This window comes from Aeromonas sp. 3P (genome assembly GCF_051919745.1).
GTDB classification, from domain to species: Bacteria; Pseudomonadota; Gammaproteobacteria; order Enterobacterales; family Aeromonadaceae; genus Aeromonas; species Aeromonas veronii.
Map to the genome: position 1 here is coordinate 4298541 of NZ_JBQBED010000001.1, position 22322 is coordinate 4320862.

The window sequence follows — 22322 nt, forward strand, 5'->3', positions numbered from 1 at the left end:
ATATGTGAGGACCCTGACCATGTGGATACTGTTTGCATTGATAATGATGGTGGTGGCGCTCAAGGCGTTCAGTTTCAGCTTTACGCTGGCCCTGATCCCCTTTGCTGCCGGGTGTTGGTGTTTTAGCAAATCCAGCCGGAGCGATCTGGATGACTTTATGGCATTCAGCTTTTTCTTTGTCCTGGTTGGATTTGCTATTGCGGCGCTTGATCAGATTTTTTAGGTGCGACCAGAGCGATGCCGCTTTGAATAACAATTACATAACAGAACAATCATTATAGATCTCGCTAGCTTTACGCTTGGCGGTCTTTAGTTCAGCCGGCTCTAAATACCTGCCAGAGATTAAATCTCGTTTTTCATTATTGCCTTTTGTTGTGGCACCTAACGCAGCCGAAACAGAATAAAAAACATAAGCCTCAGTGAAATTTTGCAATACACCATCACCGCGAAAATAAAGATCGGCCAATAATGACATGGCGTTTGGATGACACTGCTTTGCGGCAGCTGAAAAAGATTTGAACGCCGCAACCTTGTCATTTTGCAGCACACTAATACCATTAATAAACTGACAGTGTGGCACGCCAGAATTTGCCGCTTGACCAATTAGCGACATGGCTTTTTTATACTCTGCAGGCCACTCTTCTTTTTTAAAAACATCATTACCAGATTGCCTAAGTATCCATGTCGCGTAAGTGCATTTTGCATCGCTATTTCCAGCGGCAATTGCCATCTCGTACTTAGCAACGCCATCCTTAATCCTCCCTAGCTTATCTGCATACAATTCACCAAGCATTGCCTGTGCCGCTACGCTACCACCCCTTTCAGCCATTAAAAGCCATTGCTCTGATTTAGATAAATCGATATCAACATAGCCACCGTTCATATATTGGTAACCCAAAAACTCTTGAGCGTACAAGTCACCATTATTTGCCTTGGCTATGACATCGTTAACCAAAGAAGCTGAAGCCAAAGGAGATAGGAAAATAAAAGTTAAAGCAGGTAGAATCTTGGCGGTCATTTTAATAGCATCCATACTCATTGCAAATAACAGAAAAGGAATCACCTTCACTGTCTGTTCCATTAATTACGGTAGAGCTGCCCATTTTTGTGGCTGTGCTATCCCATGAATTACCATCGGCATCTCGCCCGGTTGTGTAAGTGCTGTTACCAAGCTTCTGGCTATGCTGACTCCAGGTCGATCCAGTTCTGGCGTTCTGACCATCTACATAAGTGGAATTACCAAATTTCTGCACCGTATATGTGTTTCCGCTGTCGTCATAGCATGTTTTTAGGCTGCCAGATCCAATACATTCAGCAGAGGCTGCGCCAGAAAAAAATAATAGTGCGGCGATAGCTGTGGTGGTAATTCGCATCAAGAATCTCCCTTCTTTTCTCTCATTTGCCTTACGAAATCCAACACCTCGCGCATCTCATCTACAAAGTCGGGGTTCCACTTCGGCGGAATGTTGGGGTCTGTTAGCACTACATCATGGACCAAATGGCGCCCAACATCATTGATACGACTCACATTGTTGCCGTTTTGTGGTTCGACCTGCTCAGGCTCAATGTACCCAGCCGCGATCATGGCATTGCGGAGGTGGTGAGCGATCTCTGAGTTTACAGATCTGTTGTTGCGCTCTGACGAGAGCTTGATGGCTGCATGTAAATCGTCATCAATCCTGAGTTTGAACTGCGGCATGGAGACCTCCCATAAAAAACTGTTTGACATACAACCACAGTGGTCCATATCATTCAATGGAACCAAAGAGGTTCTATTGGTGAGAAAAGGAGCTCAAAATGGGAAATCAAATCCCACCCACATCAATAAGACTCCCAGATGATCTTAAGAAGTGGCTGGGTCACAGAGCGGTTGATAATGATGTCAGCCTAACAAAAGAGGTGCTCTCCATCCTTTACGCAGAGATGAAAAGAGATGCCGGGGCAGAAAACAAACACGGGAAAGGTGGTGATCTTTAATGAAACTGACAAGAGATGTGAAGCAAACCAAGTTCCGCATTCCTGAAGAAATGCTGACTTACCTGAAAGAGCAGGCGGAGAAAAACTTCCGCTCAGTGAATGCCGAACTGATGGCGCGACTGGTTCGCACCATGGAGCAGGACTGTGCTGGGGGTAGCAATGCGTGATTGGGAGCCGCTTATGGTGCGGATGCCGCCAGGACTCCGTGAGTTGATCAAGGAACTGGCAAAAGATAATTGTCGATCGATGAACTCGGAGATTGTGCAGCGCTTGAAGGAGGTACTGAAAAATGAAGGGAAGTTGGCCTGAGGCCAAAAAGAATTCGGCCAAAGCGGCTGCCACCGCCAAGGCCGAGGATGTAAACCAAAACCACTACGTTAAGGACTACGGTATGACTATACAACAACAGTATCAGCAAACCAAAGTTTTGACAGGGCCGCTGAATGGTGGCGATGTCACCATGACCAGTCTTGAGATCTCAGATCTCGTTGGTAGCCGCCATGACAATGTGAAAGTGGCCATTGAAAGGCTCTCCAAAAAGGGCGTAATCCAGCTTCCTGCAATGCAGGATTGTGGAAGAATCAATGGGTTAGGCATCAATCAGACATTTTCCGTCTACGTGTTCACTGGCAAGCAGGGCAAGCGTGATTCGCTGATCGTAGTTGCTCAGCTGTGCCCAGAGTTCACCGCCCGCATTGTGGATCGCTGGCAGGAGCTGGAGGAGGCGGTATCAACACCGGCCGCCAACCTGCCTGATTTCAGCAATCCCGCTGCAGCGGCCCGCGCTTGGGCCGAGCAGTACGAGCTTGGGCAGGTGCTGGCCATCGAGAACAAGCAGCAACAGGAGCAGATCCACTCACTGGAAAGCCTGTTCCGCCAGGGGATGACGATCCCGCAGTTCTGCAAGATGCTCAACGGCGTCAACTCCCAGCAGGTGTGCATTTTCTTTGAGGCTCGCGGCTGGCTGTATAACGAAAGCCGCTCCGGTAAACGCTGGCGTGCTGCGTCTTATGCGCGCGACAGATACCTCACCGAGGAGCAGAAGGAGATCCGCAGTCATGGGTTTGAGTCCTTCATAAATTTCACTCCAGTTTTGCTCCAGAAGGGGGCGGTGCGCGTCTACCAGATCTACCTGAAAGGCGAACTCCCAATGAAGAAGGACTGGGATGGCCTGTTCACCCAGGACAAAGTGATCAAGGGGGCAGCATGAACAACCAACTCCCGCAGACGATATTGCGATTCAGGAGCGATATCAGTGATAGCGAGAAGGCAAAGCGCCTGTCGGAATTTATCGATACCATGCGCACCGTACATACGTCCCTTAGCATGAGTGATAGCGTTCCGATTGTTTTGTGTGCAGCGAGAACGACGCTGGCTGCTACATACTTGCTATTCAACGGCAGAGCATTCAGTCATGGGCATGTTACCAAGATACTCACGTTGGAGGATATTGAGTGGACAATGAGCGGAACTCTAGAGGCGGAGTTTTATGGAGAGATAGACAGTAAAGACGTGGCGTCAAGGTTGACAGAGCTGTACGAGCGCATGCTTGTGATTCGTGACTATACATGCTGGATTACCGAAGCTGGCATTGATGTGATGGATAGTCTGATGAGGCGCGAGCTTGGTGAGGCCTTTAAGATGCCAGACTTCGTTACGGAGTTCATGGAGGAGGCAGCATGAGCGCAGCCCAACTGATGGTAGAGCTGGCCGCCTTACTGGACGAGCTGGAAGGTGTCGATATGACGCGAGTCGATCGGGCCAAGATCACGGCGCGGATAGAGCGCATGATGCCTGAACAGGCAGAGTAATAAAGGTGGGGCTTCGGCCCCATTTTTGTCATCCCACCCGAACCCCAAGTATCTCTGCATAGCAATTCAGCATCGACGCCAGGTGTGGCTTCGGCAGTCGTGCTGCTCGGTTGATCAGCCCCATATGTTCATCATCTGAGACGCTCCAGTCCGGATCAGCAAGGATGGCCTGGACGGATAGGCCCATTGCTGACGAGAGCATGACCGCCTCTGCCAATCCCATGAAGTCGTCGTGATGCGGCGATAGCCATCTGCTGATGCTTGAGCGGGGGATTTCGGTCAGCTTGCTGATCTTGGACTGGCTGAGCTTTCTCTCCGCCATCAGCTGGCGCACCTTCTTCTTGGTGCGATGGACATACTCGAGGCTAGAGCTGGTCAGATACAGCTTCATAGGCATTCCTTATCTTTGGTGGCCAACCGTGCTCTAGATCATGTTTTTGTCTTTGTCCCATATCTGGGACGCCCATAGTGCAATTGCTCAGTAATGGCACATGCGGGTCATGTAAATTGTAGGTGAATAATAACGAGTAGAACGCACAACGAGATCACCGCGCATCACCTGTAATGACGGAGTGTAGCGGTTGTATGACGAGCAATAGAATACGGGATTTGTTTTCTGAACGGATGTGGATAGGAGGGCTGGGCAAAGATAGTGCTCCACTCGGTCTGCAAAAAGTGGTAAATTCGCTTCGGTACTGTATGGGTATACAGTGTTTCACAGTCGAGAGACTGAGAGCAGATAAGCGGGGACCTGACCGGATGGAATCACTAGCTGAGCTTGAGAATATTCTTGATACTTTGGACCTGAGCAGGGTGGAGGAAGAGAAGATCGCGCGCATTCTTGAACGACTTCGCGATGAGCTGAACGCTGCTTCATAGTTGTTGCAGCCGGTTAGGATTGGCCCGCCATTGAGCGGGCTTTTCTATGCGCGCTTTTTGGTGGAGGCAGGTGTTGGGGAGGGGAAAAGAAAAAAGCCTGCATTTCTGCAGGCTTTCTTGCTCTTGGATCACCAGTGGATCATTTTAGTTCCCGTTTTGGGCCAGTCACTGTCGCCGAGATTTGGCTAAGTTGCTGTTTTAACTCGTTTTGTCCTGTCTGTGTCCTAGTTAAATTGGTGGAGCTGGGGGGATTTGAACCCCCGTCCAAAATTACTACATCCTTGGCACTACATGCTTAGTCACTCTTTACATTCGCCAACCCGCTGCGGAGAGACACGCCACGAATTGACTAGCTCGATTGGTTTTAATGCTTCCGCCCCGAGCAGGACTTCCACACGATCCTGTGAAGGATGACCTTCCGATTCCCTAGGACACAGGCAAGCTAGGGTAGAAGGGCTCTATGCAGGTTATTAAGCTGCTAGTGCGTAGTTTTCGTCGTTTGCGACTATTTTTTTGCGGTTTATTAACGAGGCCTACCGCACCTCGGCATGCACCTTGGGTTTCGTGAATCTTGTCGAATCCAGAATCAGCCCCAAGTTGTTAATTGCGATTGTACGCAAAAATGCTGTCATAGCAAGGCGTTGATACCCATTCCCTCTGGCAACCAGTCTGTTTGCCGATTTATTGTACGCAGCTGAGCCTGAAGAGCCAGCTGCGCTGGGGGAAGGTGAACTGGCGCCCAGATCCTGGCAGTAGCGGGTTAGCCGCGATGCTTGTTCTTCATGATGCGCGCTTTTTCCCGATCCCACTCGCGGGCCTTGGTATCTTCGCGCTTGTCGTGCTCTTTCTTGCCCTTCACCAGGCCGATCTCGACCTTGACCCAACACTGTTTCCAGTAGAGGGCGAGGGGAACTATGGTGTAGCCCTGACGGGCGATCAGGCTTTCGAGCTTGTCGAGTTCACGACGGCTCAGCAGCAGTTTGCGGGTGCGGGTCGGGTCACATACCACGTGGCTGGAGGCCGCTTGCAGTGGCAGGAAGCTGGAGCCGAACAGATAGGCCTCGCCATCGCGGAAGATGACATAGGCTTCGCTGATGTTGGCCTTGCCCGCCCGCAGGGATTTGACTTCCCACCCTTGCAGGGACAGACCCGCTTCGATCTTCTCTTCGATGAAGTATTCGTGGCGCGCGGTTCTGTTGAGTGCAATGGTGCTGGACCCGGCTTTGTTTTTACTGTTTTTTTTGCTCATGACGGGCGATTTCCGGCAATGACTAGGAGCTCGTATTATACGTAGGCAGGGGCGGCTGTAAAACGCGCAGCAGGTCAAGTGGTGGCTTTCTGAGCGGTTTGGCTGAGGTTTTACCTCCACAACCCCAAACATGGTGATAAAATCGCGCCGATTGGATGAGGAAAAGCCATGCCCCGAATTACGCGCAGTGCCCTGGTGATGTTCAGTGCAGAACAGATGTTCAAGTTGGTTAACGATGTGGATGCCTATCCGCAGTTTTTGCCCGGCTGTGTCGGCAGCCGTGTCCACGAGGCTGGCGATGACTACATGATGGCGTCGGTCGATGTGGCCAAGGCGGGGATTGCCAAGACCTTTACCACCCGCAATCAGCTGGATGTGAACCGCCAGATCAGGATGGAGCTGGTGGATGGCCCGTTCCGCAAGCTGGCGGGCTGGTGGACCTTTACCCCGCTCGATGTCGACGCCTGCAAGGTGGAGTTTGATCTCGATTTCGAGTTTACCTCCAAGCTTATCGAGGTGGCCTTTGGTCAGGTATTCCGCGATCTGGTGAGCTCCATGGTCTCCGCCTTCTCCAACCGGGCGAAGGAGGTCTACGGTGTCTGACCAGCTCAACATCGAGGTTGTCTATGCCTTGCCGCAGCAGCAGACGGTGATTGCCCTGCGGGTGGCGCCCGAGACCTGCGTGCTGGCGGCCATCGAGCAGTCCGGCATCGTGCAAAAACACCCCGAGATCGATCTGGCGGTCAACAAGTTCGGTATCTACAGCCGCCCGGTGAAAGGGAGCGAGCCGCTGCACGACGGCGATCGTATCGAGATCTACCGCCCGCTCATCGCCGATCCCCGCGAGATGCGCAAAAAGCGGGCCGAGAAGGCCAAAGAGGAGGGGAGAGCCGATAGCGTGACCGGTGGTCGCCCCGATGTGCATCGCAAGCACCGCGAGTAGCTCTCGGTTCTTTCTTGCAGAAAAAAGGCGCCGTGGCGCCTTTTTTTGATCCCGTTAGCCGGTGAACTGGCCGAAGGGATATCAAGAGAGGGCTGCTTCTGCCACACCCAGTCGTGCACGGGCCCAAGCGGCCAGTAGCTCTACCCCGCTTTGCATCACCCGCTCATCGAAATCGAATTCGTTGTGATGGTGCGGCGCCGCCAGATCGGCCCCCAGGATGAGGTAAGCCGCTTCGCCCCCCTGCTTTTGCACCCGCTCCATCAGAAAACCGGCATCTTCGCTGGCGCCAAAGCGGCGAGTCTGGATGGTGGCGAGCCCCTGCTTGCGGGCCAGCGCCGCCAGCTCGGCCTGCAGCGCCGGGCTGTTGTCGAGGGCAATGGCCTCGCCCTGTTTGATGATGCGGTAGGTGACGCCGTGGGCGAGGGCGGTACCTTCGACGATGCGCTGTACCTGACTGAACATGTAGTCGTTGAGCGTGCTATCGGCGCCACGGGTTTCACCGCGTAGCTCTGCATGATCGGGGATGACGTTGCGGCCGCTGCCAGCGTGAAGCTGGCCGACGTTGATGCGGGTCATGCCGTCGCGGTGGCGGGGAATGCCGAGCATGGCGGTGGTGGCCATGCAGGCGGCTGCCAGCGCATTGCTGCCGGCATTGGGTTCGAGCCCCGCGTGGGCGGCGGTGCCCATAAAGTGGACGTCGAACTTGGTGGAGCAGAGAAATTCGGTGGGATTGATCACCAGCTCGCCGCTGCCAGCGTGAATACCGATATGTAGCGAGAGCAGGGCATCCACGTCATCGAGTGCGCCACCGGCAGCCAGCGCCTTGCCACCGCGGCACCCCTCTTCGGCGGGCTGGAAGAAGAGCTTGATGCGGCCGCGAAGCTGCTCCTTCATCGCCATCAGCTGGCTGGCCAGCCCCATGCCGATGGCGGTGTGGCCATCGTGGGCGCAGGCGTGCATCCACCCCTTGTTGTGGGAGGCAAAACCCTCTTGCTGCGGTTGGTGCTGTTCGGCGTCGGACTCTTCCACCTCCACCGCATCGATATCGAAGCGAAAGGCCAGGGTCGGGCCGGGACGGCCGGTATCCAGCTCTCCCATCAGTCCGGTGACATCGCCGATCCGCTCCAGCCAGTCGGGATGGGCTCCCTGACGGCGGGCGCGAGCCTTCTCGGCCGCCACATCCACATCACGGCCCATCATCAGATTGCTGGCCAGCAGCTTGTCGCCGAGCACGATGCGATAACCGAGCTCGCTCAGGTGGTGGGCAATCAGGCTGGTGGTGCGAAACTCTTTCCAGGCGGCTTCCGGCAGGCGGTGCAGGTCGCGGCGCCACAGGATCAGGTGCTCAAGGGTCATCTTGGCTTCCTTGGTGATTCGATTTGTCGGCTATTGTGCCTTTTTTCCCGGCTGACCACACGGGGGCTGCAGCTGGTCGGGGGAGCTGTGAGTGCAAGTGGTGGCTGTTCGGGCCGTGAATAGTGGTGAGCGCCCATAAAAAACGCCTCCACAAGGGAGGCGTTGTCGATAGCTGGTTATCAGGCCGCGTGATGGTAAGCAGAGGCTTCAAATAGCTTCTTGTTGGCCACCAGATCGATGGGGTCAAAATCATCGACGTTGATGGTACGCAAGCGACTTACCTCGGCGCGGCGCAGCAGCTCGGCTTCGCTCTGGGTCAGTACGCCAGCGGCCAGGCCGATGTCGGCCACCTTGTCCAGTGCCATGAAGGGGCGCTTGATGCCATCGCTCTTGCAGACTTTCTCGAACAGTGGCTCGGCGGCCAGTACGTCATCGAGCGCCTGCTCCAGCAGACCGAAGGGGTTGCCCTCTTCGCGGGTCAGATACTGCCCCTTGGCCAGGCGGCTGCGGGTCTCGCTCGGGGTTTGCAGCAGACGGGCCACTTGCTGGTCCAGCTTGTCGCACGGACGGTTCAGGTCACGACCCAGCGGCAGCACCACGGCGCGCAGGGCAAGCCCAATCCAGCGGTTCGGGAAGTTGCGCAGCAGTTCGTCGATCGCCTCTTGTGCCTTGAACATGGCATCTTGCAGTGCCCAGTGCAGCAGCGGCAGGTCGGCCTGCTGGCGTCCCTCGTCCTGATAGCGCTTGAGGGCGCTGGAGGCCAGATAAAGCTGGCTCAGCACGTCGCCAAGACGGGCGGAGACCCGCTCCTTGCGCTTGAGCTCGCCACCCAGAGTACCCATCGCCATGTCTGACAGGAACGCCAGGTTGGCCGAGAGGCGGGAGAGCTGCTGGTAGTAGCCCTTGGTCTGATCCTTGTAAGGGGCCGCGGCAAAGCGGGCGCCAGTGATACCGAGCCAGAAGCTGCGCACCAGGTTGCTGATGGCAAAGCCGACGTGGCTGAATACTGCCTTGTCGAAATCTTTTAGCGCCTGCTCCTTGTCGGGGTGGCTGGCGGCCAGCATCTCCGGCAGTACATACGGGTGGCAGCGGATAGCGCCCTGACCATAGATGATCATGCTGCGGGTCAGGATGTTGGCCCCTTCCACCGTAACGGCGATGGGCGCACCCTGATAGCCACGGGCCAGATAGTTGTTGGGGCCCATGCAGATGGCTTTGCCGCCGTGGATGTCCATGGCATCGATGATGCACTTCTGGGCACGGTCGGTGAGGTGGTATTTGACGATGGCGGAGATGACTGACGGCTTCTCGCCAAGGTCGATACCGGTCACGGTCAGGTTGGCTGCGGCGCCCATGATGTAGGCATTGCCACCGATGCGGGCCAGCGGCTCTTCAATCCCTTCCATCTTGCCGATGGGCAGCTTGAACTGGCGACGGATGCGGCTATATGCGCCGCTCGCCAAGGCTAGCATCTTGACGCCACCAGTGCTGTTGGAGGGCAAGGTGATGCCGCGACCGACTGACAGACACTCGACCAGCATGCGCCAGCCCTGACCGGCCATGGCCGGGCCGCCGATGATGAAATCGAGCGGGACGAATACATCCTTACCCTGGGTCGGGCCGTTCTGGAACGGCACGTTGAGCGGGAAGTGGCGACGGCCAATGCCGACACCCTTGATGTGAGTCGGGATCAGCGCGCAGGTGATGCCGAGCTCTTCCTCTTCACCCAGCAGGTGCTCGGGGTCACGCAGTTTGAAGGCCAGACCCAGCACGGTAGCAATGGGGGCGAGCGTGATATAGCGCTTGTTCCAGGTAAGGCGCATACCGAGCACCTCTTTGCCTTCCCACTCGCCCTTGCAGACGATACCGAAGTCGGGGATGGAGCCGGCATCAGAGCCCGCCTCCGGGCTGGTCAGGGCGAAGCAGGGGATCTCTTTACCTACCGCCAGGCGGGGCAGGTAGTAATCCTTTTGCTCGTCAGTGCCATAGTGCTGTAGCAGTTCGCCCGGGCCCAGCGAGTTGGGTACGCCAACGGTGGAGGCGAGCACGGCGCTGGCACCGCACAGTTTTTGCAGGACGCAGGACTGGGCGTAGGCCGAGAACTCCAGACCGCCATATTTCTTCTTGATGATCATGGCGAAGAACTTGTTGTCCTTCAGGTATTGCCACACCTCGGGGGAGAGATCCGCGCGCTCGTGGGTCACTTCCCAGTCACTCACCATGCGGCACACTTCCTCGACTGGACCATCCATAAAGGCCTGCTCTTCGGCAGAGAGGGTGCTGACCGGGATGGCGTGCAGCTTTTTCCAGTCCGGGTTGCCCGCGAACAGATTGGCTTCCCACCAGGTTGTGCCCGCTTCAATCGCCTCTTTCTCGGTGCGGGACATCTCCGGCATGATCGATTTGTAGATCTTGAACAGCGGTTTGGTTATTTGATTGCGGCGAAATTCCACCAGATTGAGCGGGATGGCGATCACCGCGAACAGCGCCCATACCAGCAAGGGCACATGACCATAGATGGCGCCAAGCACCAGGGCGGCGCCGGTGACCAGGGTGGAGATGAACAGGGATGCCCGGCGATAGGCCAGGGCTCCGATAACCAGGATCACCCCGAGCAGAGTGAGGGTCGTCGTCATTGCTTGCTCCTTGCGTGGTTAGGTTGCCAACGTGGCGTAACTCATCCAGAGGTCTGACCTGTTGGATATGGCCCCTGTTGTAATTCATACGCACAAAGTTATCAAGCTGTTTACATCTTCATTACCTTCTCTCTGTGATCCCCATAACGCTCACGCGCCGCCAGCGCTGTGGCTCGCAGGGGGCGACTGTGCGATTCGCTTGTGCGAGAATAGCCGCGATCTACACGCACACTAAAAACAGTGGAAGAGACATCATGTACCAAGAATTGATCCGCAATGAACTGACCGAAGCTGCCAGCGTGCTGCAGGCCTTCCTGGCTGATGAGCAGAACCTGAAAAACATCGAAGCGGCCGCCAAACTGCTGGCTGACTCTTTCAAAGAAGAGGGCAAGGTGCTCTCTTGTGGCAACGGTGGCTCCCACTGTGACGCCATGCACTTCGCCGAAGAGCTGACCGGTCGTTACCGCGAGAACCGCCCGGGTTATGCCGGTATCGCCATCTCCGATCCGAGCCACCTCTCCTGCGTCTCCAACGACTTTGGCTATGACTATGTCTTCTCCCGCTACGTAGAAGCGGTCGGCCGCCGTGGCGACGTGCTGCTTGGTATCTCCACCAGCGGTAACTCCGGCAATATCCTGAAAGCCATCGAGGCGGCCCGCGCCAAAGGTATGAAAGTGATCGCCCTGACCGGCAAGGATGGCGGCAAGATGGCGGGTCTGGCGGATGTCGAGATCCGCGTGCCGCACTTTGGCTATGCCGACCGTATTCAGGAAGTGCACATCAAGGTGATCCACATCCTGATCCAGCTGGTCGAAAAAGAGATGGCCAAGTAATCAGGCCATCGTCACCAGACTAGGGCATCACCGGTTGCATGGTTTGCCATCGGCCGGTTGTTGCCAGTCACAGGGGAAGGGATTGCGCCTTCCCCTGCTGTCTGTCGAACCAGCGTGCTGGTCGAACATGACACAAGCCAAATCATGAAAGGAGTCTGCCGGATATGTGCGAACTGCTCGGCATGAGTGCCAATGTGCCGACCGATATCTGCTTCAGCTTTACCGGGTTGATGCTGCGCGGCGGCAAGACCGGGCCCCACAAGGATGGCTGGGGGATCACCTTCTACGAGGGGAAGGGCTTTCGCACCTTCAAGGATCCCGAGCCCAGCGCCCAATCTCCCATCGCCAGACTGGTACAGGCGCTGCCCATCAAGAGCTGCGCCGTGGTCAGCCACATTCGGCAGGCCAACCGTGGCTGCGTGTCACTGGAAAATACCCACCCCTTTACCCGTGAGCTGTGGGGTCGTTACTGGACCTTCGCCCACAACGGTCAGCTCACCGGCTACAAGAAGCTGCCAACCGGCCGCCACCGGCCGGTGGGGGATACCGACAGCGAGCACGCCTTCTGCTGGCTGCTCGACAGGCTGGAGCAAAAATATCCCAAGCGTCCTGCAAACTTTCCCGCCATGTTTCGCTATCTCGCCACCCTGTGTGACGAGCTCAGAGCATTCGGGGTGTTCAACATGCTGCTCTCGGACGGGGAGTATGTGATGAGCTACTGCAGCAACAACCTGCACTGGCTGACTCGCTGTGCGCCCTTTGGCGAGGCGAGCCTGCTGGATGAGGAGGTGGTGATCGACTTTCAAAGGGAGACCACCCCCAACGATGTGGTGACCCTGATCACCACCCGTCCGCTGACCGGCAATGAGAATTGGGTCAAAATGGCGCCCGGCGAATTCAATCTGTTTCGCATGGGGGAGCGGGTGGCGACCAACCAGGTCGCGCTTGAGCAAGATAAAAAAATACCAGGGTAGATACCTACCCTGGTTCTTCGCAGCAGCCATAAAAGGCAAAAGGGATGAGAGGTGTTGCTGAGCATCATCACTCTGACGGCATTAAGTGTTGATCAATTGTTAATTGATGGCAATCAACTTGTTGTGTTGAAGGGGCGTTTCAGCATCGCTATTTCGATACTGATCACATTTTTTGCCACTTTATTCCCTGAGCCATCCAATCTGGTGCTTCATCACAGCCTGGTCGTGAGCCACGACATCGAAAACTATCTATAGTATGGTCTGTTTGAATACCGTTCTGGAGGAGCCTCTCATGGAGTGGGTGGATCGCAAGGTGTTGCAGCAGCTGGCAGAGGATATCGGTTCGGATATGCTGCCCGTGGTCATCGCAGTCTTTATTGAAGAGGTGGGCGAGCAGCTGAGTCAGCTCAGGCCCCTCTATGAACAGGGGGAGTGGGAGGCGCTGGCTCGGGTGGCGCACAGCATGAAATCATCCTGTGGCAGCTATGGCGCCATACCGAGTTATCAGCAGGTGATGGCGCTGGAGATGGCCAGCAAGCAGGCCGATGTGGCCGAGGTAGAGCGCCAGTTGCAACTGCTGGAGGCCTCCTTGCCCCAGGTGCTCGCGTTTCTTGCCGATTATCAGTAACGGCGCCATGCTGGGATGCCGGGGCGCCGTGACCGTTGCCTAACGCTGGTTGAGCAGTTGCTGGATGATCCGGTCCAGCGCCAGTTTCAGCTTCAACCGATCGTGCCGATGCGGCAGCTCAAGCTCGCCCAGCTCGGCTTCGATCACACGCCCTTGCCAGTCCCCCGCATCACTCGCGCCCTGTGGGGCCAGGATGGCATCCAGCCGACCCTGACCGACCCGGGACTCCAGCCAGCGACACTGACTCATCAGATCCAGCTGGCTGGCAGGACCGTTCTCCGCCACCAGATTGCAGACGAAAACCAGCATGGCGCTGCTCTCGTTGATGGCCTGGGCGATCTCGGCCAGCAGCAGTGGCGGCATGATGGAGGTGAGAAAACTGCCCGGCCCAAGAATGATCATGTCCGCCTGCTGCAATGCCAGCACCGCTTCCCGGGTCGCTTGCACTTCCGGCATCAGGCCGAGGGAGAGGGGCGGTGTTGCCAGTTGATCGATGGATACCTCTCCCAGGATCTGGGTGCCACACTCCATATGGGCGCAGAGATCGGTGGGAAATTCAGACATGGGTAGCAATTGTGACTCGATTTTGAGCATGTCACTGATCAGCTTGATAGCATCAAGAGGACGGACACAGAGATTATCGAGCGCCAGCAGCATCAAGTTGCCAAGGTTGTGGCCCGCCAGCTCGCCTTTGCCGGCGAAGCGGTACTCGAACAACAGGCTGCCGATGCTGGGATCGGTCACCAGCTGGTTCAGGCAGTTGCGCAGATCGCCCCAGGCGATGCACTCCTGACTCTTGCGCAGGCGTCCGGTCGAGCCACCATCATCTGTGGTGGTGACTATGCCGGTGAGCCGTTGACCGAGAAACGAGAGGGACGAAAGCACTCGCCCCATGCCGTGGCCACCACCGATGGCAACGACCCGATCGAAGTCATTGATGTTTTTTTGCCACATATGGGCGTCCTGTCATTGGTCTCAGTTGACCGCTATGTTAGCAAGTGAAGCGAGATAATTGTTTGATAAAGGTATGATTTTTGCTTGAGGCTGCTATTCGATAAAACAAGGAGATGGTGTTGAAATTTCTGACCGTTCACTCCCTCGCCCAGGATTCATCGCTGGCGGCCCAAGATATCTGCGCGCAGCTGCGCCACCATGCCGATCAGGCCCCCTCCCTGCTGTTACTTTATTTTACCCAAGCCCATGAGGGGGCGATACTGCGCGACGCGCTCAAACGCCAGTTCCCGACGACCCGCTTGCTTGGGTGCAGCTCTTGCGGTGGTGTCATGACCGAGATGGGACACCACGCCCGAGACGGATATGGGCTGGCCGTTGCTGCTCTGTACGATGAGAAAGGGGCATTCGGGGTAGCCGGTGCCAGCGGTGACGGGGTGGATGTGCGGCAGTTGCTGCGCCGAGCCATGAGCGACTGTGGTCGGCCGGGCGAGCTGCCCCAGCTGATCCTGTTTCATGCCAGTCCCGGCAAGGAAGAGGGGCTGCTGGCCGGTATCGAGGCAGAACTCGGTGCCTCGGTGCCGGTGGTCGGTGGGTCCGCGGCAGATAGCAGCGTCAGCGGTGACTGGCAACTCTGCTGGGATGAGGCGGTGAGTCAGGATGGCATCGGTCTGGCGGTGCTCTATCCCGATTGCCAGCTGGCCTTTCAGTTTCACTCCGGTTATGTGCCTGCCGAATTCAGCGGCGAAATCACCGCCTGCAACGGGCGGGAGGTACTCACCATCGATCACCAGCCTGCCGCCGAGGTCTATGCCCGCTGGTGCGGGCGCGAGCAGCCCTGGCCGGTGGGGGCGATTTTGCGGGAGACCACGCTCACCCCGCTGGCCCGTCAGGTGGGAGCGCTGGATGGCATTCCTTACTACAAACTCTCCCATCCCGAAGCTGTGACCGAACAGGGCGGGCTGCGGCTCTTTACCGATGTGGTGCAAGGGGAGCGTCTGCTGTTGATGTACAGCAGTCAGGAAGGGTTGTTGCAGCGCAGCCTCAATGCCATGCGCGTCGAGCCAGGGTATGGGGTCGATGTGGAATTGCAGCCTATCGGCGCGCTCATCATCTTTTGTGCTGGTTGCCGTTTGGCGCTAGGTGATATGTTGTGCCAATTTGTCGAGCAGAGCCAGGCTCGCCTCGGCAAGATCCCCTTTATCACCCCCTTTACTTTCGGCGAGCAGGGGCGGCTGCCCAATGGCGAGCTGGCCCACGGCAACCTGATGGTATCGAGCGTGATTTTCCTGACCCGTTGAGTCGGCAGAACATAACAGAGCAGGCAACAAGATGATTGGCAACAGTGAACTGGAAGCCCTCGGCGACAAATTGCAGACCACGCTGGTCGACCTTATGCGTTGCCGCGAGCGCGAGGCCAAGTATCGTCACGAGTCTCAGACTCTGCTGGGGGGCGTTGCTACCCTCGCCGATGCCAAGACGCTGGAGCAGGTGCTGGAGAGCCTTATCCAGGTGCTTAAACCCTTTATTGGCTTTGAGCACGCGGATGTGGTGGCCTGGGAAGGGGAGCAGGGAAGTACCCACCTCAGTACCGAGCCTATGCTCTCTGCCCGCAGTTGGCGCATGACCCCGGCATTTGCCCGCGCCATCTCGGGTGAAACTCTGGTGATTTACGATCCCGTCCAGCTGCCTGAGCTGGCGCCGCTGGCGAGCGAGCCGGGCTGGGCCAGCGTGATGCTGACCGGGCTGCAGGCCCCCGGCTTTACCGCTACCCTCATCTGCCGCCACGCTCGGGCGGGCACCTTCGATCTCACCAGCAAGGCCGCCATGGAGCGTTGTCGTCCGCTTATCGCCCAAGCGCTGGTCAACATCACCTATCGGGCCCGCTTGCAGGAGCAGGTCGCGGTAAAAACCGAGGCGCTGCAGGCCAGCGAACGCCGTTTTCGCAGCTTCGCCGCCATGGCTTCGGACTGGTTCTGGGAGACAGATGCCGAGCATCGCCTCAGTTATGCCTCAGAGCCGGGTTATCTGGATGAGATGACCCCGCAGGCGACCCGGCCGACCCTCTATGACTACGTCTGCAACAAGCAGAGCTGCGATGCCCAGAAATATCTGCAGCTTTTGGAGCTGCGCCAGCCGGTGCGAGGGGTGCGGATGCAGGTTGCGCTGCAACACGGCCCCTGCTGGATGGAGGTGAGCGCCGAGCCTTGCTTTGACCATGATGGCCTGTTTATTGGTTATCGCGGCACAGCCCGGGATATCAGCAACCAGATCCGTAGGGAAGAGGAGCTGGCGCGGGCACGGGATGAGGCTGAAGCGGCCAACCGTGCCAAGTCCCAGTTTCTGGCCATGATGACCCACGAGATCCGCTCGCCCATGAATGCGGTGTTGGGGATGCTCGATCTGGTGCAGCATGCCGAGCTGGCGCCGGAGCAACAGAGCCTGCTGCGCCATGCCACCCACTCGGCCAGATTGCTGCAAACCATCATCGACGACGTGCTCGATTTTTCGAAAATTGAGTCGCAAACCCTGGTGTTTCACTGCGAGACCCTGCAACCCGTCCAGCTTTGCCAATCTCTGGTCGAGCCGCTGCAAGCTCGCGCGACCGCCAAGGGGATTGCGCTGGTTTATCGGGTCGATGAGTCGGTACCCCGGGAGTTACAGGGAGATCCGATGCGTTTGTCACAGGTGATGGGCAATTTGCTGGACAACGCCCTCAAGTTTACCGAGCAGGGGCAGGTGACACTGCACCTGGGTTGGCAGGATGAGAAGCTGCTGATCTCGGTCTCCGACACCGGGATCGGGATCGCTGATGCGGATCAGGCGCTGTTGTTTGAACCCTTCTCCCAGGTCGACAACTCGGCCACCCGGCGTTTTTCCGGTACCGGCCTCGGTCTTGCCATCAGCAAGCGTCTGGTGACGCTTATGGGGGAGAGATCCACCTGAAGAGCGAGCCGGGCAAGGGAAGCTGCTTCTGGTTTGAGCTGCCTGGTATGGCGCTGCCTTGTCATAGCCAGCCGCAGCGGGAGGAGGGGGCTTCGGCACTGCTGCCACTGGATGTGCTGGTGGTGGAAGACAGCCCGGTGAACCAGTTGGTGGTGTCGCTGATGTTGCAAAAGCTGGTGGGCAAGGTACGGCTGGCTGCCAATGGTCTGGAGGCGCTGGCGCAGGTGGATGAGCAGCTCCCGGATTTGATCCTGATGGATATGCGGATGCCCCTGATGGACGGACTGGAAGCGACACGCCGGTTGCGGGAGTTGGGATGCACCATGCCTATCGTCGCCCTGACGGCCAATGCGATGGCGGAGGACAAGGCGTGCTGTCTGGCGCAGGGGATGGATGACTTTCTCGCCAAGCCCATCACCTTGTCACGGCTGAGAGAGTGTTTGCAGCGTCACTTTGGTCAGCGGTTGCCGACGCGCGGATAAAAAAAATGGTCAACTTTGTGGGTTGACCAGTTCTTCAGCAAATACTGAAGAGAGCACGGGATAAATCGGGTTGTACAAATCTATATGAAAAATCTGTGCCAACTTTTTTAGACTCTTTTGTGTTCAATTTTGGCCGTTTAGCGCAGCGGCTCTCTCTTGTTATGGCGTTTTGCGTTCCTACTTACTTGCAAAATGCGAATTTCACATTTTCATTGTTGGAATAATTGCATTTTGCAACGCTGTTTTTGTCATTGTGAAATCAGGCGATGCAGAAATTTACGGGCCGCTTCGCTGTTTTGTTTGGCAATCAGCATCTGCTTTTCGTAAATCGGCATCGGCAATATCTCGAGCCAGCGTTGGCAGAGCCAGGCGGCATCTTCAAAGCGCTTGTCCGGATAGAGCTCATCAAGCTCCGGATACTGCTCGAACACTTCCCGCAGGCGATTGACCAGCAGCTTGTCGTTGAAATCTGAGTGGGTGCTCGGCCAGTTGGGCAGCATCTCCACCTTGGCCCGGCGCAGGCCCATCTCGTCTGTTTCCATCTCGTGGATACAGAAGCGCTCCAGTCCCAGCACCGTCACACCCAGCAGGCCATCATTGAGGGTGTAGAAGTCTGTCACCTTGACCCGGGTGCCCACCGGCAGAATGCGGCCGGATTGTCCCGAGGTGGTCGACTCTTCCATCACGATGCCAAAGCCCTGATCGTTGATGAATGACTCCTTGAGCATCTGCAGGTGGCGTGGCTCGAACAGACGCAGAGGAAGCTTGCCGCCCGGCAGTATGTGGGAAGGCAAGGGGAACAGTGCCAAAGGTTGTAGTTTCATGTTCCATCCTCCATTGAGTAGTTGCTGAATATGACAATGCAGCGACTGTGCCAGAGAATGAAAAAAGCCACCGGAGGGTGGCTTTTCGGGCGGTTGAGGGCGCTTAGTTGCGCTGCTCCAGATACATGACAGCCGCTTCCACGCGGCTTTGCGCCTCGAGTTTCTTCAGCAGGCTCTTCACGTGAACCTTGACCGTTCCCTCGGAGATATGGAGTACCGAGGCGACCTGTTTGTTGGAGAGGCCTTTTGCAATTTCGCGCAGGATTTGCATTTCGCGACGCGTTAAGCTTTCCAGCTTTTGCTGCAGGTGATCCAGCTCGTAGATGTTTTCGAGATAGGGGCGCAGCGGTTCGCTCAGGATCTGCTTGCCGGTCATCACGTCGGCCAGCTGGGCCAGCAGCAGATCAGGCTCGGTATCTTTGAGCAGGTAGCCATCAGCACCCGCCTTGAGCAGGGCTACCACATCCTGACGGGCATCGGAGACGGTGAGGATCACCACCCGGGAGGTGATCTCTTCGGCCCGCAGCGCCTTGAGGGTATCGAGGCCGGAGAGCCCCTTCATATTGAGGTCGAGCAGGATCAGGTCCGGCTCGGACTCTTTGGCCAGCGCCACGGCATCTGTGCCGTTGGAGGCTTCACCGGTCACCTCCATATTCTCTTCCAGAGCCAGCAACTGCACAATCCCTTTGCGCATGAGGGGATGGTCATCTACGACCAGAACTGTGTATTTCATCTCGTCCATCAGGCGTCTCTCGCTAGACTGGTGGGAAAGGTCAGATGCACGCAGGTGCCTTGTGGTTGCTGCTCGTTGATGGTCAGCAGACCGTGCAGTTTGCTGGCGCGCTCGTTCATGATGCTCAACCCGTAATGGTTGATCGCCGAGCTGGCGAGTCCGATCCCGACACCGTCATCTGAAATCTGAACCTCGATGTTACCACTGGCGAGGGTCTCACAGCTAACATCAATCACTTGCGCGTTGGCATGTTTGATGGCATTGAGCACTGCCTCACGGATCAGCTGCAAAATGTGGATATGCTGGCCCGCCTCCAGGTCGTTGTCGGCCAGTCCGTAATGGAACCTGATTTCGGCCTGGGTCTGAGGTTGCAGCTGATCGAGCATCACCCGGATTGCTTCCCCCAGATTGGCATCGCCAATGGTGAGACGGAAGGTGCCGAGCAGTTCGCGCAACTGGGTATAGGCATTACTTAGCCCCTCGTCGATCTGCTGCATCGCCTCCTGCGCCTTGTCATGCTGCCCCTTGGCGTAAGAGCGTTTGAGCAGGGTGGACTGGATCTTGAGGTAGGAGAGGGCCTGCGCCAGCGAGTCGTGCAGCTCGCGGGCGATCACCGCCCGCTCCTCCATCAGCAGCAGTCGCTGCTGTTGCAGCAGGGTCTGGTCTTTGTGCAGCACCTGAGCCAGCAGCATGGTGAAGTTTTTAATCAACCGCTCATCGATGGGGTGTTGGCTGATGATGTCGAGGCGGCCGAACTCCTGCTCATCCATCTGCAGATAAAAGCTGGCGACCGCATCGAGATCGCCGGGCCAGCCGGTGCGCCCCGAGATGTAGACCGGCATGGCGTTGTGCTCGAAGCGGGTCAGCCGGATGTGGTCGATATGCTGGTGGGCGGCGGCGCGGTCCAGCAGTTTGATAAGGGTACGGGTGCTGAGCGGGGCAGCGTGCAGCTTCTGGGCGGTCGAGTAGAGAAACGAGAGAGTATCGTTGGCCTGCTGCAGCTTGGCGGTTTTCTCCTCCACCTTGTTTTCCAGCTCCCGATAGAGTTTGCCCAGCTCGTCCGCCATGGTGACGAAGGCGCGCGACAGCTCCCCCAGCTCGTTTTCGCCGTGGGCGGGCAGCTTAAGATCGAAATCCTGCCGCTGGATCTGGCGGGCACAGTAGACCAGCTGGTTGAGGGGGGCGACCACCTGCTGGCGGGTGAAGCGCACCGTAAACCAGGCGATGGTGATGATGGCCAGCAGGCCGAGCCCCTCCGCCAGTGCCAGCATCCGCACCTTGAATTCCACGTGGTACTGCATCTGATTGACGAAATTGTCGATGGCCGCCACAAACTGCTCGGTGTTATCGGTGTACCGTCTGGGGGTGCGATCCTCGATGTGCTGGCGCATCACCTGCCACTGGCCGAGCACCTCGCCATAGGTGCGACGCAGGGAGGCAGGAGTGATCCAGCGCTGGGTCTCCTGCAGCTCTTCGGCGTGCAGGGTCTCTTCAAACTGGGAGAGGCGCCCCAGCACGCTGTCGCCCCGCTCGATTTCGTAGGCCATCCGGTAGGCCTGCATCCGCAGCGAACCGGAGAGATTGATCGCCTTGGCATCGGGTACCGAGTAGAAGAGGGTGACCATGGCGACCAGCGCGATCAGGCTGGCCATGAAGAGGATCAACACCATGGCGCGGCCAATGGCACTGCTGACCGAATGGACCCTGAACCGTTTTCCCATACTGATGCGCACCTCTGAATAGTGATAAGGACCCCGCAAGATGCGTGGGAGTGTACTCCAACTTGTGTTAGCATCGAAAAACTAGATGAACTCCGAGCGGTTTTGCCTAAGTCCTAGCGATAGGGGGAAACCAGCCGTCAGCCGACGTTCGAGCTGTAAGGGTCAGGAAAGAAATGCCCTGGCCTCCCGTATTTGGAAAGGTGTTTATGTTGCCACTTGAAGATGGTTTTTCCCGTCGTTTTTACTATTTGCGTCTGTCGGTGACCGATGTGTGCAACTTCCGTTGCACCTATTGCTTGCCTGACGGCTATCGCCCCCCCGAAGGTCACAAAGCGGGGCGTCAACCCTTTCTCTCGATTGACGAGATCCGCCGCGTGGTCAGCGGTTTTGCCGCCATGGGCACCCGCAAGGTGCGCATCACGGGGGGCGAGCCCTCCCTGCGCCGCGATTTCACCGAGATCGTCAAGGTGATTGCCACCACCCCGGGTATCGAGAAGGTCGCCATGACCACCAACGGCTATCGCCTGAAGGAGCGGGCCCAGGAGTGGTTTGATGCCGGACTCAACGCGCTGAATGTCAGTGTCGACAGTCTCGACCCGCGCCAGTTTCACCAGATCACCGGTGAGAACAAGCTGGCCGAGGTGATGGAGGGGATCGAAGCAGCACTGGCCGCCGGTTTCAAATCGGTGAAGATCAATGCGGTGCTGCTCAAGGGGCTCAACGACTACCAGCTCGATGCCTTTCTGGGCTGGATCAGGTACAAGCCCATCGAGCTGCGCTTTATCGAGCTGATGCAGACCGGCGAGATGGATACCCTGTTTCGTGACCACCATGTCAGCGGCGAACAGATCAAACAGCGCTTGCTGGAGAGCGGTTGGGTGCAGCAGTTGCGGGGCACGGATGACGGTCCGGCGCAGGTCTTTATGCACCCCGATTCGCAAGGTGGGGTGGGGCTTATCATGCCCTACAGCAAGGATTTCTGTGCCGGTTGCAACCGGCTGCGGGTCTCCTCGCTGGGGAAGCTGCATCTGTGCCTGTTTGGTGACAACGGCATCGACCTGCGGGATCTGCTCGGCGCAGATGGACAATCTGATGAGCTGCAACAGCGCATTCGCGCGGCACTGGCGGGCAAGAGTGCCACCCATCGTCTCCATGAGGGCAATGCCGGCATCACCCCTCATCTCGCCTCGATCGGCGGATAACCGCAAAAAATCGCCAACGATTAAATAGCAATCCTCACATGGAGGTATTTTAACCGATACCTCCATTTTTATTGCGCTGCAAGGCTTTGATCTGGCGCAAGAATCCCCCCTGTTTATCTCCCTGGTGGTATATCCCTTACCTTGTCAGGGCCGCAATATACACCCACTCTTATAATT

At 57.0% G+C, this 22322-nt stretch carries 26 protein-coding genes, 1 other RNA gene, 1 pseudogene and 1 riboswitch; of the genes and pseudogenes, 16 read left to right on the forward strand and 12 right to left on the reverse strand.

Annotation, left to right across the window (positions count from 1 at the left end; translation table 11 throughout):
• Positions 1-19 precede the first annotated feature (19 nt).
• Positions 20-223 carry a hypothetical protein gene (locus ACTG19_RS20060; RefSeq protein ID WP_042878058.1) on the forward strand — a complete coding sequence of 68 codons (204 nt, stop codon included), beginning with the start codon at positions 20-22 and terminating at the stop codon, positions 221-223.
• A 33-nt stretch (positions 224-256) separates the two neighbouring features.
• Here ACTG19_RS20060 and ACTG19_RS20065 read toward each other — a convergent pair whose 3' ends face one another.
• From ACTG19_RS20065 to ACTG19_RS20075, 3 genes are read right to left on the reverse strand one after another with little or no spacing between them, the layout of a single operon-like run.
• A complete protein-coding gene (locus tag ACTG19_RS20065) occupies positions 257-1018 on the reverse strand; it encodes a tetratricopeptide repeat protein (RefSeq protein WP_439989501.1) in 762 nt (253 codons plus the stop codon).
• A 1-nt stretch (position 1019) separates the two neighbouring features.
• A complete protein-coding gene (locus ACTG19_RS20070; protein ID WP_252655480.1) occupies positions 1020-1373 on the reverse strand; it encodes a hypothetical protein in 354 nt (117 codons plus the stop codon).
• Positions 1373-1699, reverse strand: a complete 327-nt coding sequence (locus tag ACTG19_RS20075) for a TA system antitoxin ParD family protein (protein WP_236396290.1) — start codon at positions 1697-1699, stop codon at positions 1373-1375. The genes ACTG19_RS20070 and ACTG19_RS20075 overlap by 1 nt, the downstream gene beginning before the upstream one ends.
• 98 nt (positions 1700-1797) lie before the next feature.
• On the opposite strand from ACTG19_RS20075, the gene ACTG19_RS20080 reads away from it, so the two are divergent.
• From ACTG19_RS20080 to ACTG19_RS20105, 6 genes are read left to right on the forward strand one after another with little or no spacing between them, the layout of a single operon-like run.
• Positions 1798-1977, forward strand: coding sequence for a hypothetical protein (locus tag ACTG19_RS20080; protein WP_236396289.1), 180 nt, complete (start codon positions 1798-1800; stop codon positions 1975-1977).
• On the forward strand, positions 1977-2144 hold the full coding sequence (locus tag ACTG19_RS20085) for an Arc family DNA-binding protein (protein ID WP_236396287.1): 168 nt from the start codon (positions 1977-1979) through the stop codon (positions 2142-2144). Before ACTG19_RS20080 ends, ACTG19_RS20085 begins: the two co-directional genes overlap by 1 nt.
• Positions 2145-2166: 22 nt before the next feature.
• Positions 2167-2286: an Arc family DNA-binding protein gene (locus ACTG19_RS20090; protein WP_439989611.1), complete on the forward strand. Its 120-nt coding sequence runs from the start codon at positions 2167-2169 to the stop codon at positions 2284-2286.
• On the forward strand, positions 2267-3187 hold the full coding sequence (locus tag ACTG19_RS20095; RefSeq protein WP_439989502.1) for a hypothetical protein: 921 nt from the start codon (positions 2267-2269) through the stop codon (positions 3185-3187). Before ACTG19_RS20090 ends, ACTG19_RS20095 begins: the two co-directional genes overlap by 20 nt.
• Positions 3184-3660 carry a hypothetical protein gene (locus ACTG19_RS20100; RefSeq protein ID WP_439989503.1) on the forward strand — a complete coding sequence of 159 codons (477 nt, stop codon included), beginning with the start codon at positions 3184-3186 and terminating at the stop codon, positions 3658-3660. The genes ACTG19_RS20095 and ACTG19_RS20100 overlap by 4 nt, the downstream gene beginning before the upstream one ends.
• Entirely contained in the window at positions 3657-3788 is a 132-nt protein-coding gene (locus ACTG19_RS20105; protein ID WP_420938630.1) for a hypothetical protein, read from the forward strand. Before ACTG19_RS20100 ends, ACTG19_RS20105 begins: the two co-directional genes overlap by 4 nt.
• A 28-nt stretch (positions 3789-3816) precedes the next feature.
• Here the strand turns inward: ACTG19_RS20105 and ACTG19_RS20110 are convergent, their stop codons facing one another.
• The 3 genes from ACTG19_RS20110 to smpB all read right to left on the reverse strand — a co-directional run bounded on the left by ACTG19_RS20110 (position 3817) and on the right by smpB (position 5916).
• Positions 3817-4179 carry a helix-turn-helix domain-containing protein gene (locus ACTG19_RS20110; RefSeq protein WP_439989504.1) on the reverse strand — a complete coding sequence of 121 codons (363 nt, stop codon included), beginning with the start codon at positions 4177-4179 and terminating at the stop codon, positions 3817-3819.
• Positions 4180-4901: 722 nt separating this feature from the next.
• Positions 4902-5261: a transfer-messenger RNA gene (ssrA, locus tag ACTG19_RS20115) on the reverse strand.
• Between the two features lie 166 nt (positions 5262-5427).
• Complete coding sequence (smpB, locus tag ACTG19_RS20120; protein ID WP_005334498.1) at positions 5428-5916, reverse strand: SsrA-binding protein SmpB; 489 nt, start codon at positions 5914-5916, stop codon at positions 5428-5430.
• A gap of 168 nt (positions 5917-6084) precedes the next feature.
• Between smpB and ACTG19_RS20125 the strand changes: the two genes are divergently transcribed.
• The gene (locus tag ACTG19_RS20125; RefSeq protein WP_005334496.1) at positions 6085-6519 is read left to right on the forward strand and encodes an SRPBCC family protein; all 435 of its coding nucleotides are present in this window, start codon (positions 6085-6087) and stop codon (positions 6517-6519) included.
• Positions 6512-6859 (forward strand): RnfH family protein, encoded by a 348-nt coding sequence (locus ACTG19_RS20130; protein ID WP_005353535.1) that lies wholly within the window; start codon positions 6512-6514, stop codon positions 6857-6859. Before ACTG19_RS20125 ends, ACTG19_RS20130 begins: the two co-directional genes overlap by 8 nt.
• Positions 6860-6940: 81 nt before the next feature.
• Here ACTG19_RS20130 and ACTG19_RS20135 read toward each other — a convergent pair whose 3' ends face one another.
• The gene (locus ACTG19_RS20135) at positions 6941-8215 is read right to left on the reverse strand and encodes an amidohydrolase (protein WP_439989505.1); all 1275 of its coding nucleotides are present in this window, start codon (positions 8213-8215) and stop codon (positions 6941-6943) included.
• A gap of 179 nt (positions 8216-8394) precedes the next feature.
• The gene (gene fadE, locus ACTG19_RS20140) at positions 8395-10851 is read right to left on the reverse strand and encodes an acyl-CoA dehydrogenase FadE (RefSeq protein WP_439989506.1); all 2457 of its coding nucleotides are present in this window, start codon (positions 10849-10851) and stop codon (positions 8395-8397) included.
• Positions 10852-11105: 254 nt separating this feature from the next.
• On the opposite strand from fadE, the gene lpcA reads away from it, so the two are divergent.
• From lpcA to ACTG19_RS20160, 4 genes are all read left to right on the forward strand, one after another.
• Positions 11106-11684 carry a D-sedoheptulose 7-phosphate isomerase gene (lpcA, locus tag ACTG19_RS20145; RefSeq protein ID WP_005334485.1) on the forward strand — a complete coding sequence of 193 codons (579 nt, stop codon included), beginning with the start codon at positions 11106-11108 and terminating at the stop codon, positions 11682-11684.
• Between the two features lie 164 nt (positions 11685-11848).
• Positions 11849-12658 carry a class II glutamine amidotransferase gene (locus ACTG19_RS20150; RefSeq protein WP_005353514.1) on the forward strand — a complete coding sequence of 270 codons (810 nt, stop codon included), beginning with the start codon at positions 11849-11851 and terminating at the stop codon, positions 12656-12658.
• A gap of 51 nt (positions 12659-12709) precedes the next feature.
• Positions 12710-12913, forward strand: a complete 204-nt coding sequence (locus ACTG19_RS20155) for a hypothetical protein (RefSeq protein WP_201902738.1) — start codon at positions 12710-12712, stop codon at positions 12911-12913.
• A 37-nt stretch (positions 12914-12950) separates the two neighbouring features.
• A complete protein-coding gene (locus ACTG19_RS20160; protein ID WP_439989507.1) occupies positions 12951-13286 on the forward strand; it encodes an Hpt domain-containing protein in 336 nt (111 codons plus the stop codon).
• Between the two features lie 39 nt (positions 13287-13325).
• Here ACTG19_RS20160 and ACTG19_RS20165 read toward each other — a convergent pair whose 3' ends face one another.
• Entirely contained in the window at positions 13326-14240 is a 915-nt protein-coding gene (locus ACTG19_RS20165; RefSeq protein WP_019446542.1) for a gluconeogenesis factor YvcK family protein, read from the reverse strand.
• A gap of 113 nt (positions 14241-14353) precedes the next feature.
• Between ACTG19_RS20165 and ACTG19_RS20170 the strand changes: the two genes are divergently transcribed.
• Together ACTG19_RS20170 and ACTG19_RS20175 are read left to right on the forward strand one after the other, a co-directional pair.
• The gene (locus tag ACTG19_RS20170) at positions 14354-15538 is read left to right on the forward strand and encodes an FIST signal transduction protein (protein ID WP_338771899.1); all 1185 of its coding nucleotides are present in this window, start codon (positions 14354-14356) and stop codon (positions 15536-15538) included.
• Between the two features lie 31 nt (positions 15539-15569).
• Positions 15570-17665, forward strand: a pseudogene (locus tag ACTG19_RS20175) (ATP-binding protein).
• Positions 17666-17913: 248 nt separating this feature from the next.
• Here the strand turns inward: ACTG19_RS20175 and ACTG19_RS20180 are convergent.
• The 3 genes from ACTG19_RS20180 to narQ form a co-directional block, all read right to left on the reverse strand.
• The gene (locus ACTG19_RS20180) at positions 17914-18489 is read right to left on the reverse strand and encodes an LON peptidase substrate-binding domain-containing protein (protein ID WP_005334473.1); all 576 of its coding nucleotides are present in this window, start codon (positions 18487-18489) and stop codon (positions 17914-17916) included.
• 103 nt (positions 18490-18592) lie between these two features.
• Positions 18593-19231, reverse strand: coding sequence for a two-component system response regulator NarL (gene narL / locus ACTG19_RS20185; RefSeq protein ID WP_005334471.1), 639 nt, complete (start codon positions 19229-19231; stop codon positions 18593-18595).
• The gene (gene narQ, locus ACTG19_RS20190; RefSeq protein WP_005334468.1) at positions 19231-20943 is read right to left on the reverse strand and encodes a nitrate/nitrite two-component system sensor histidine kinase NarQ; all 1713 of its coding nucleotides are present in this window, start codon (positions 20941-20943) and stop codon (positions 19231-19233) included. Before narQ ends, narL begins: the two co-directional genes overlap by 1 nt.
• Positions 20944-21021: 78 nt before the next feature.
• Positions 21022-21162, forward strand: a riboswitch (molybdenum cofactor riboswitch).
• On the opposite strand from narQ, the gene moaA reads away from it, so the two are divergent.
• Positions 21150-22145, forward strand: coding sequence for a GTP 3',8-cyclase MoaA (gene moaA, locus ACTG19_RS20195; protein WP_040065406.1), 996 nt, complete (start codon positions 21150-21152; stop codon positions 22143-22145). Its footprint overlaps the riboswitch before it by 13 nt.
• The last annotated feature ends 177 nt before the right edge of the window (positions 22146-22322 follow it).

Coding starts and splice junctions, on each gene's coding strand:
- ACTG19_RS20125 (WP_005334496.1), top strand. CDS start 6,085: ATGCCCCGAATTACGCGCAGTGCCCTGGTGATGTTCAGTGCAGAACAG.
- ACTG19_RS20080 (WP_236396289.1), top strand. CDS start 1,798: ATGGGAAATCAAATCCCACCCACATCAATAAGACTCCCAGATGATCTT.
- ACTG19_RS20100 (WP_439989503.1), top strand. CDS start 3,184: ATGAACAACCAACTCCCGCAGACGATATTGCGATTCAGGAGCGATATC.
- ACTG19_RS20075 (WP_236396290.1), bottom strand. CDS start 1,699: ATGCCGCAGTTCAAACTCAGGATTGATGACGATTTACATGCAGCCATC.
- ACTG19_RS20135 (WP_439989505.1), bottom strand. CDS start 8,215: ATGACCCTTGAGCACCTGATCCTGTGGCGCCGCGACCTGCACCGCCTG.
- ACTG19_RS20065 (WP_439989501.1), bottom strand. CDS start 1,018: ATGACCGCCAAGATTCTACCTGCTTTAACTTTTATTTTCCTATCTCCT.
- ACTG19_RS20170 (WP_338771899.1), top strand. CDS start 14,354: ATGGTGTTGAAATTTCTGACCGTTCACTCCCTCGCCCAGGATTCATCG.
- ACTG19_RS20110 (WP_439989504.1), bottom strand. CDS start 4,179: ATGAAGCTGTATCTGACCAGCTCTAGCCTCGAGTATGTCCATCGCACC.
- ACTG19_RS20105 (WP_420938630.1), top strand. CDS start 3,657: ATGAGCGCAGCCCAACTGATGGTAGAGCTGGCCGCCTTACTGGACGAG.
- ACTG19_RS20090 (WP_439989611.1), top strand. CDS start 2,167: ATGCCGCCAGGACTCCGTGAGTTGATCAAGGAACTGGCAAAAGATAAT.
- ACTG19_RS20095 (WP_439989502.1), top strand. CDS start 2,267: ATGAAGGGAAGTTGGCCTGAGGCCAAAAAGAATTCGGCCAAAGCGGCT.
- ACTG19_RS20150 (WP_005353514.1), top strand. CDS start 11,849: ATGTGCGAACTGCTCGGCATGAGTGCCAATGTGCCGACCGATATCTGC.
- ACTG19_RS20180 (WP_005334473.1), bottom strand. CDS start 18,489: ATGAAACTACAACCTTTGGCACTGTTCCCCTTGCCTTCCCACATACTG.
- fadE (WP_439989506.1), bottom strand. CDS start 10,851: ATGACGACGACCCTCACTCTGCTCGGGGTGATCCTGGTTATCGGAGCC.
- moaA (WP_040065406.1), top strand. CDS start 21,150: ATGTTGCCACTTGAAGATGGTTTTTCCCGTCGTTTTTACTATTTGCGT.
- smpB (WP_005334498.1), bottom strand. CDS start 5,916: ATGAGCAAAAAAAACAGTAAAAACAAAGCCGGGTCCAGCACCATTGCA.
- ACTG19_RS20165 (WP_019446542.1), bottom strand. CDS start 14,240: ATGTGGCAAAAAAACATCAATGACTTCGATCGGGTCGTTGCCATCGGT.
- ACTG19_RS20070 (WP_252655480.1), bottom strand. CDS start 1,373: ATGCGAATTACCACCACAGCTATCGCCGCACTATTATTTTTTTCTGGC.
- ACTG19_RS20060 (WP_042878058.1), top strand. CDS start 20: ATGTGGATACTGTTTGCATTGATAATGATGGTGGTGGCGCTCAAGGCG.
- ACTG19_RS20160 (WP_439989507.1), top strand. CDS start 12,951: ATGGAGTGGGTGGATCGCAAGGTGTTGCAGCAGCTGGCAGAGGATATC.
- ACTG19_RS20085 (WP_236396287.1), top strand. CDS start 1,977: ATGAAACTGACAAGAGATGTGAAGCAAACCAAGTTCCGCATTCCTGAA.
- lpcA (WP_005334485.1), top strand. CDS start 11,106: ATGTACCAAGAATTGATCCGCAATGAACTGACCGAAGCTGCCAGCGTG.
- narQ (WP_005334468.1), bottom strand. CDS start 20,943: ATGGGAAAACGGTTCAGGGTCCATTCGGTCAGCAGTGCCATTGGCCGC.
- narL (WP_005334471.1), bottom strand. CDS start 19,231: ATGGACGAGATGAAATACACAGTTCTGGTCGTAGATGACCATCCCCTC.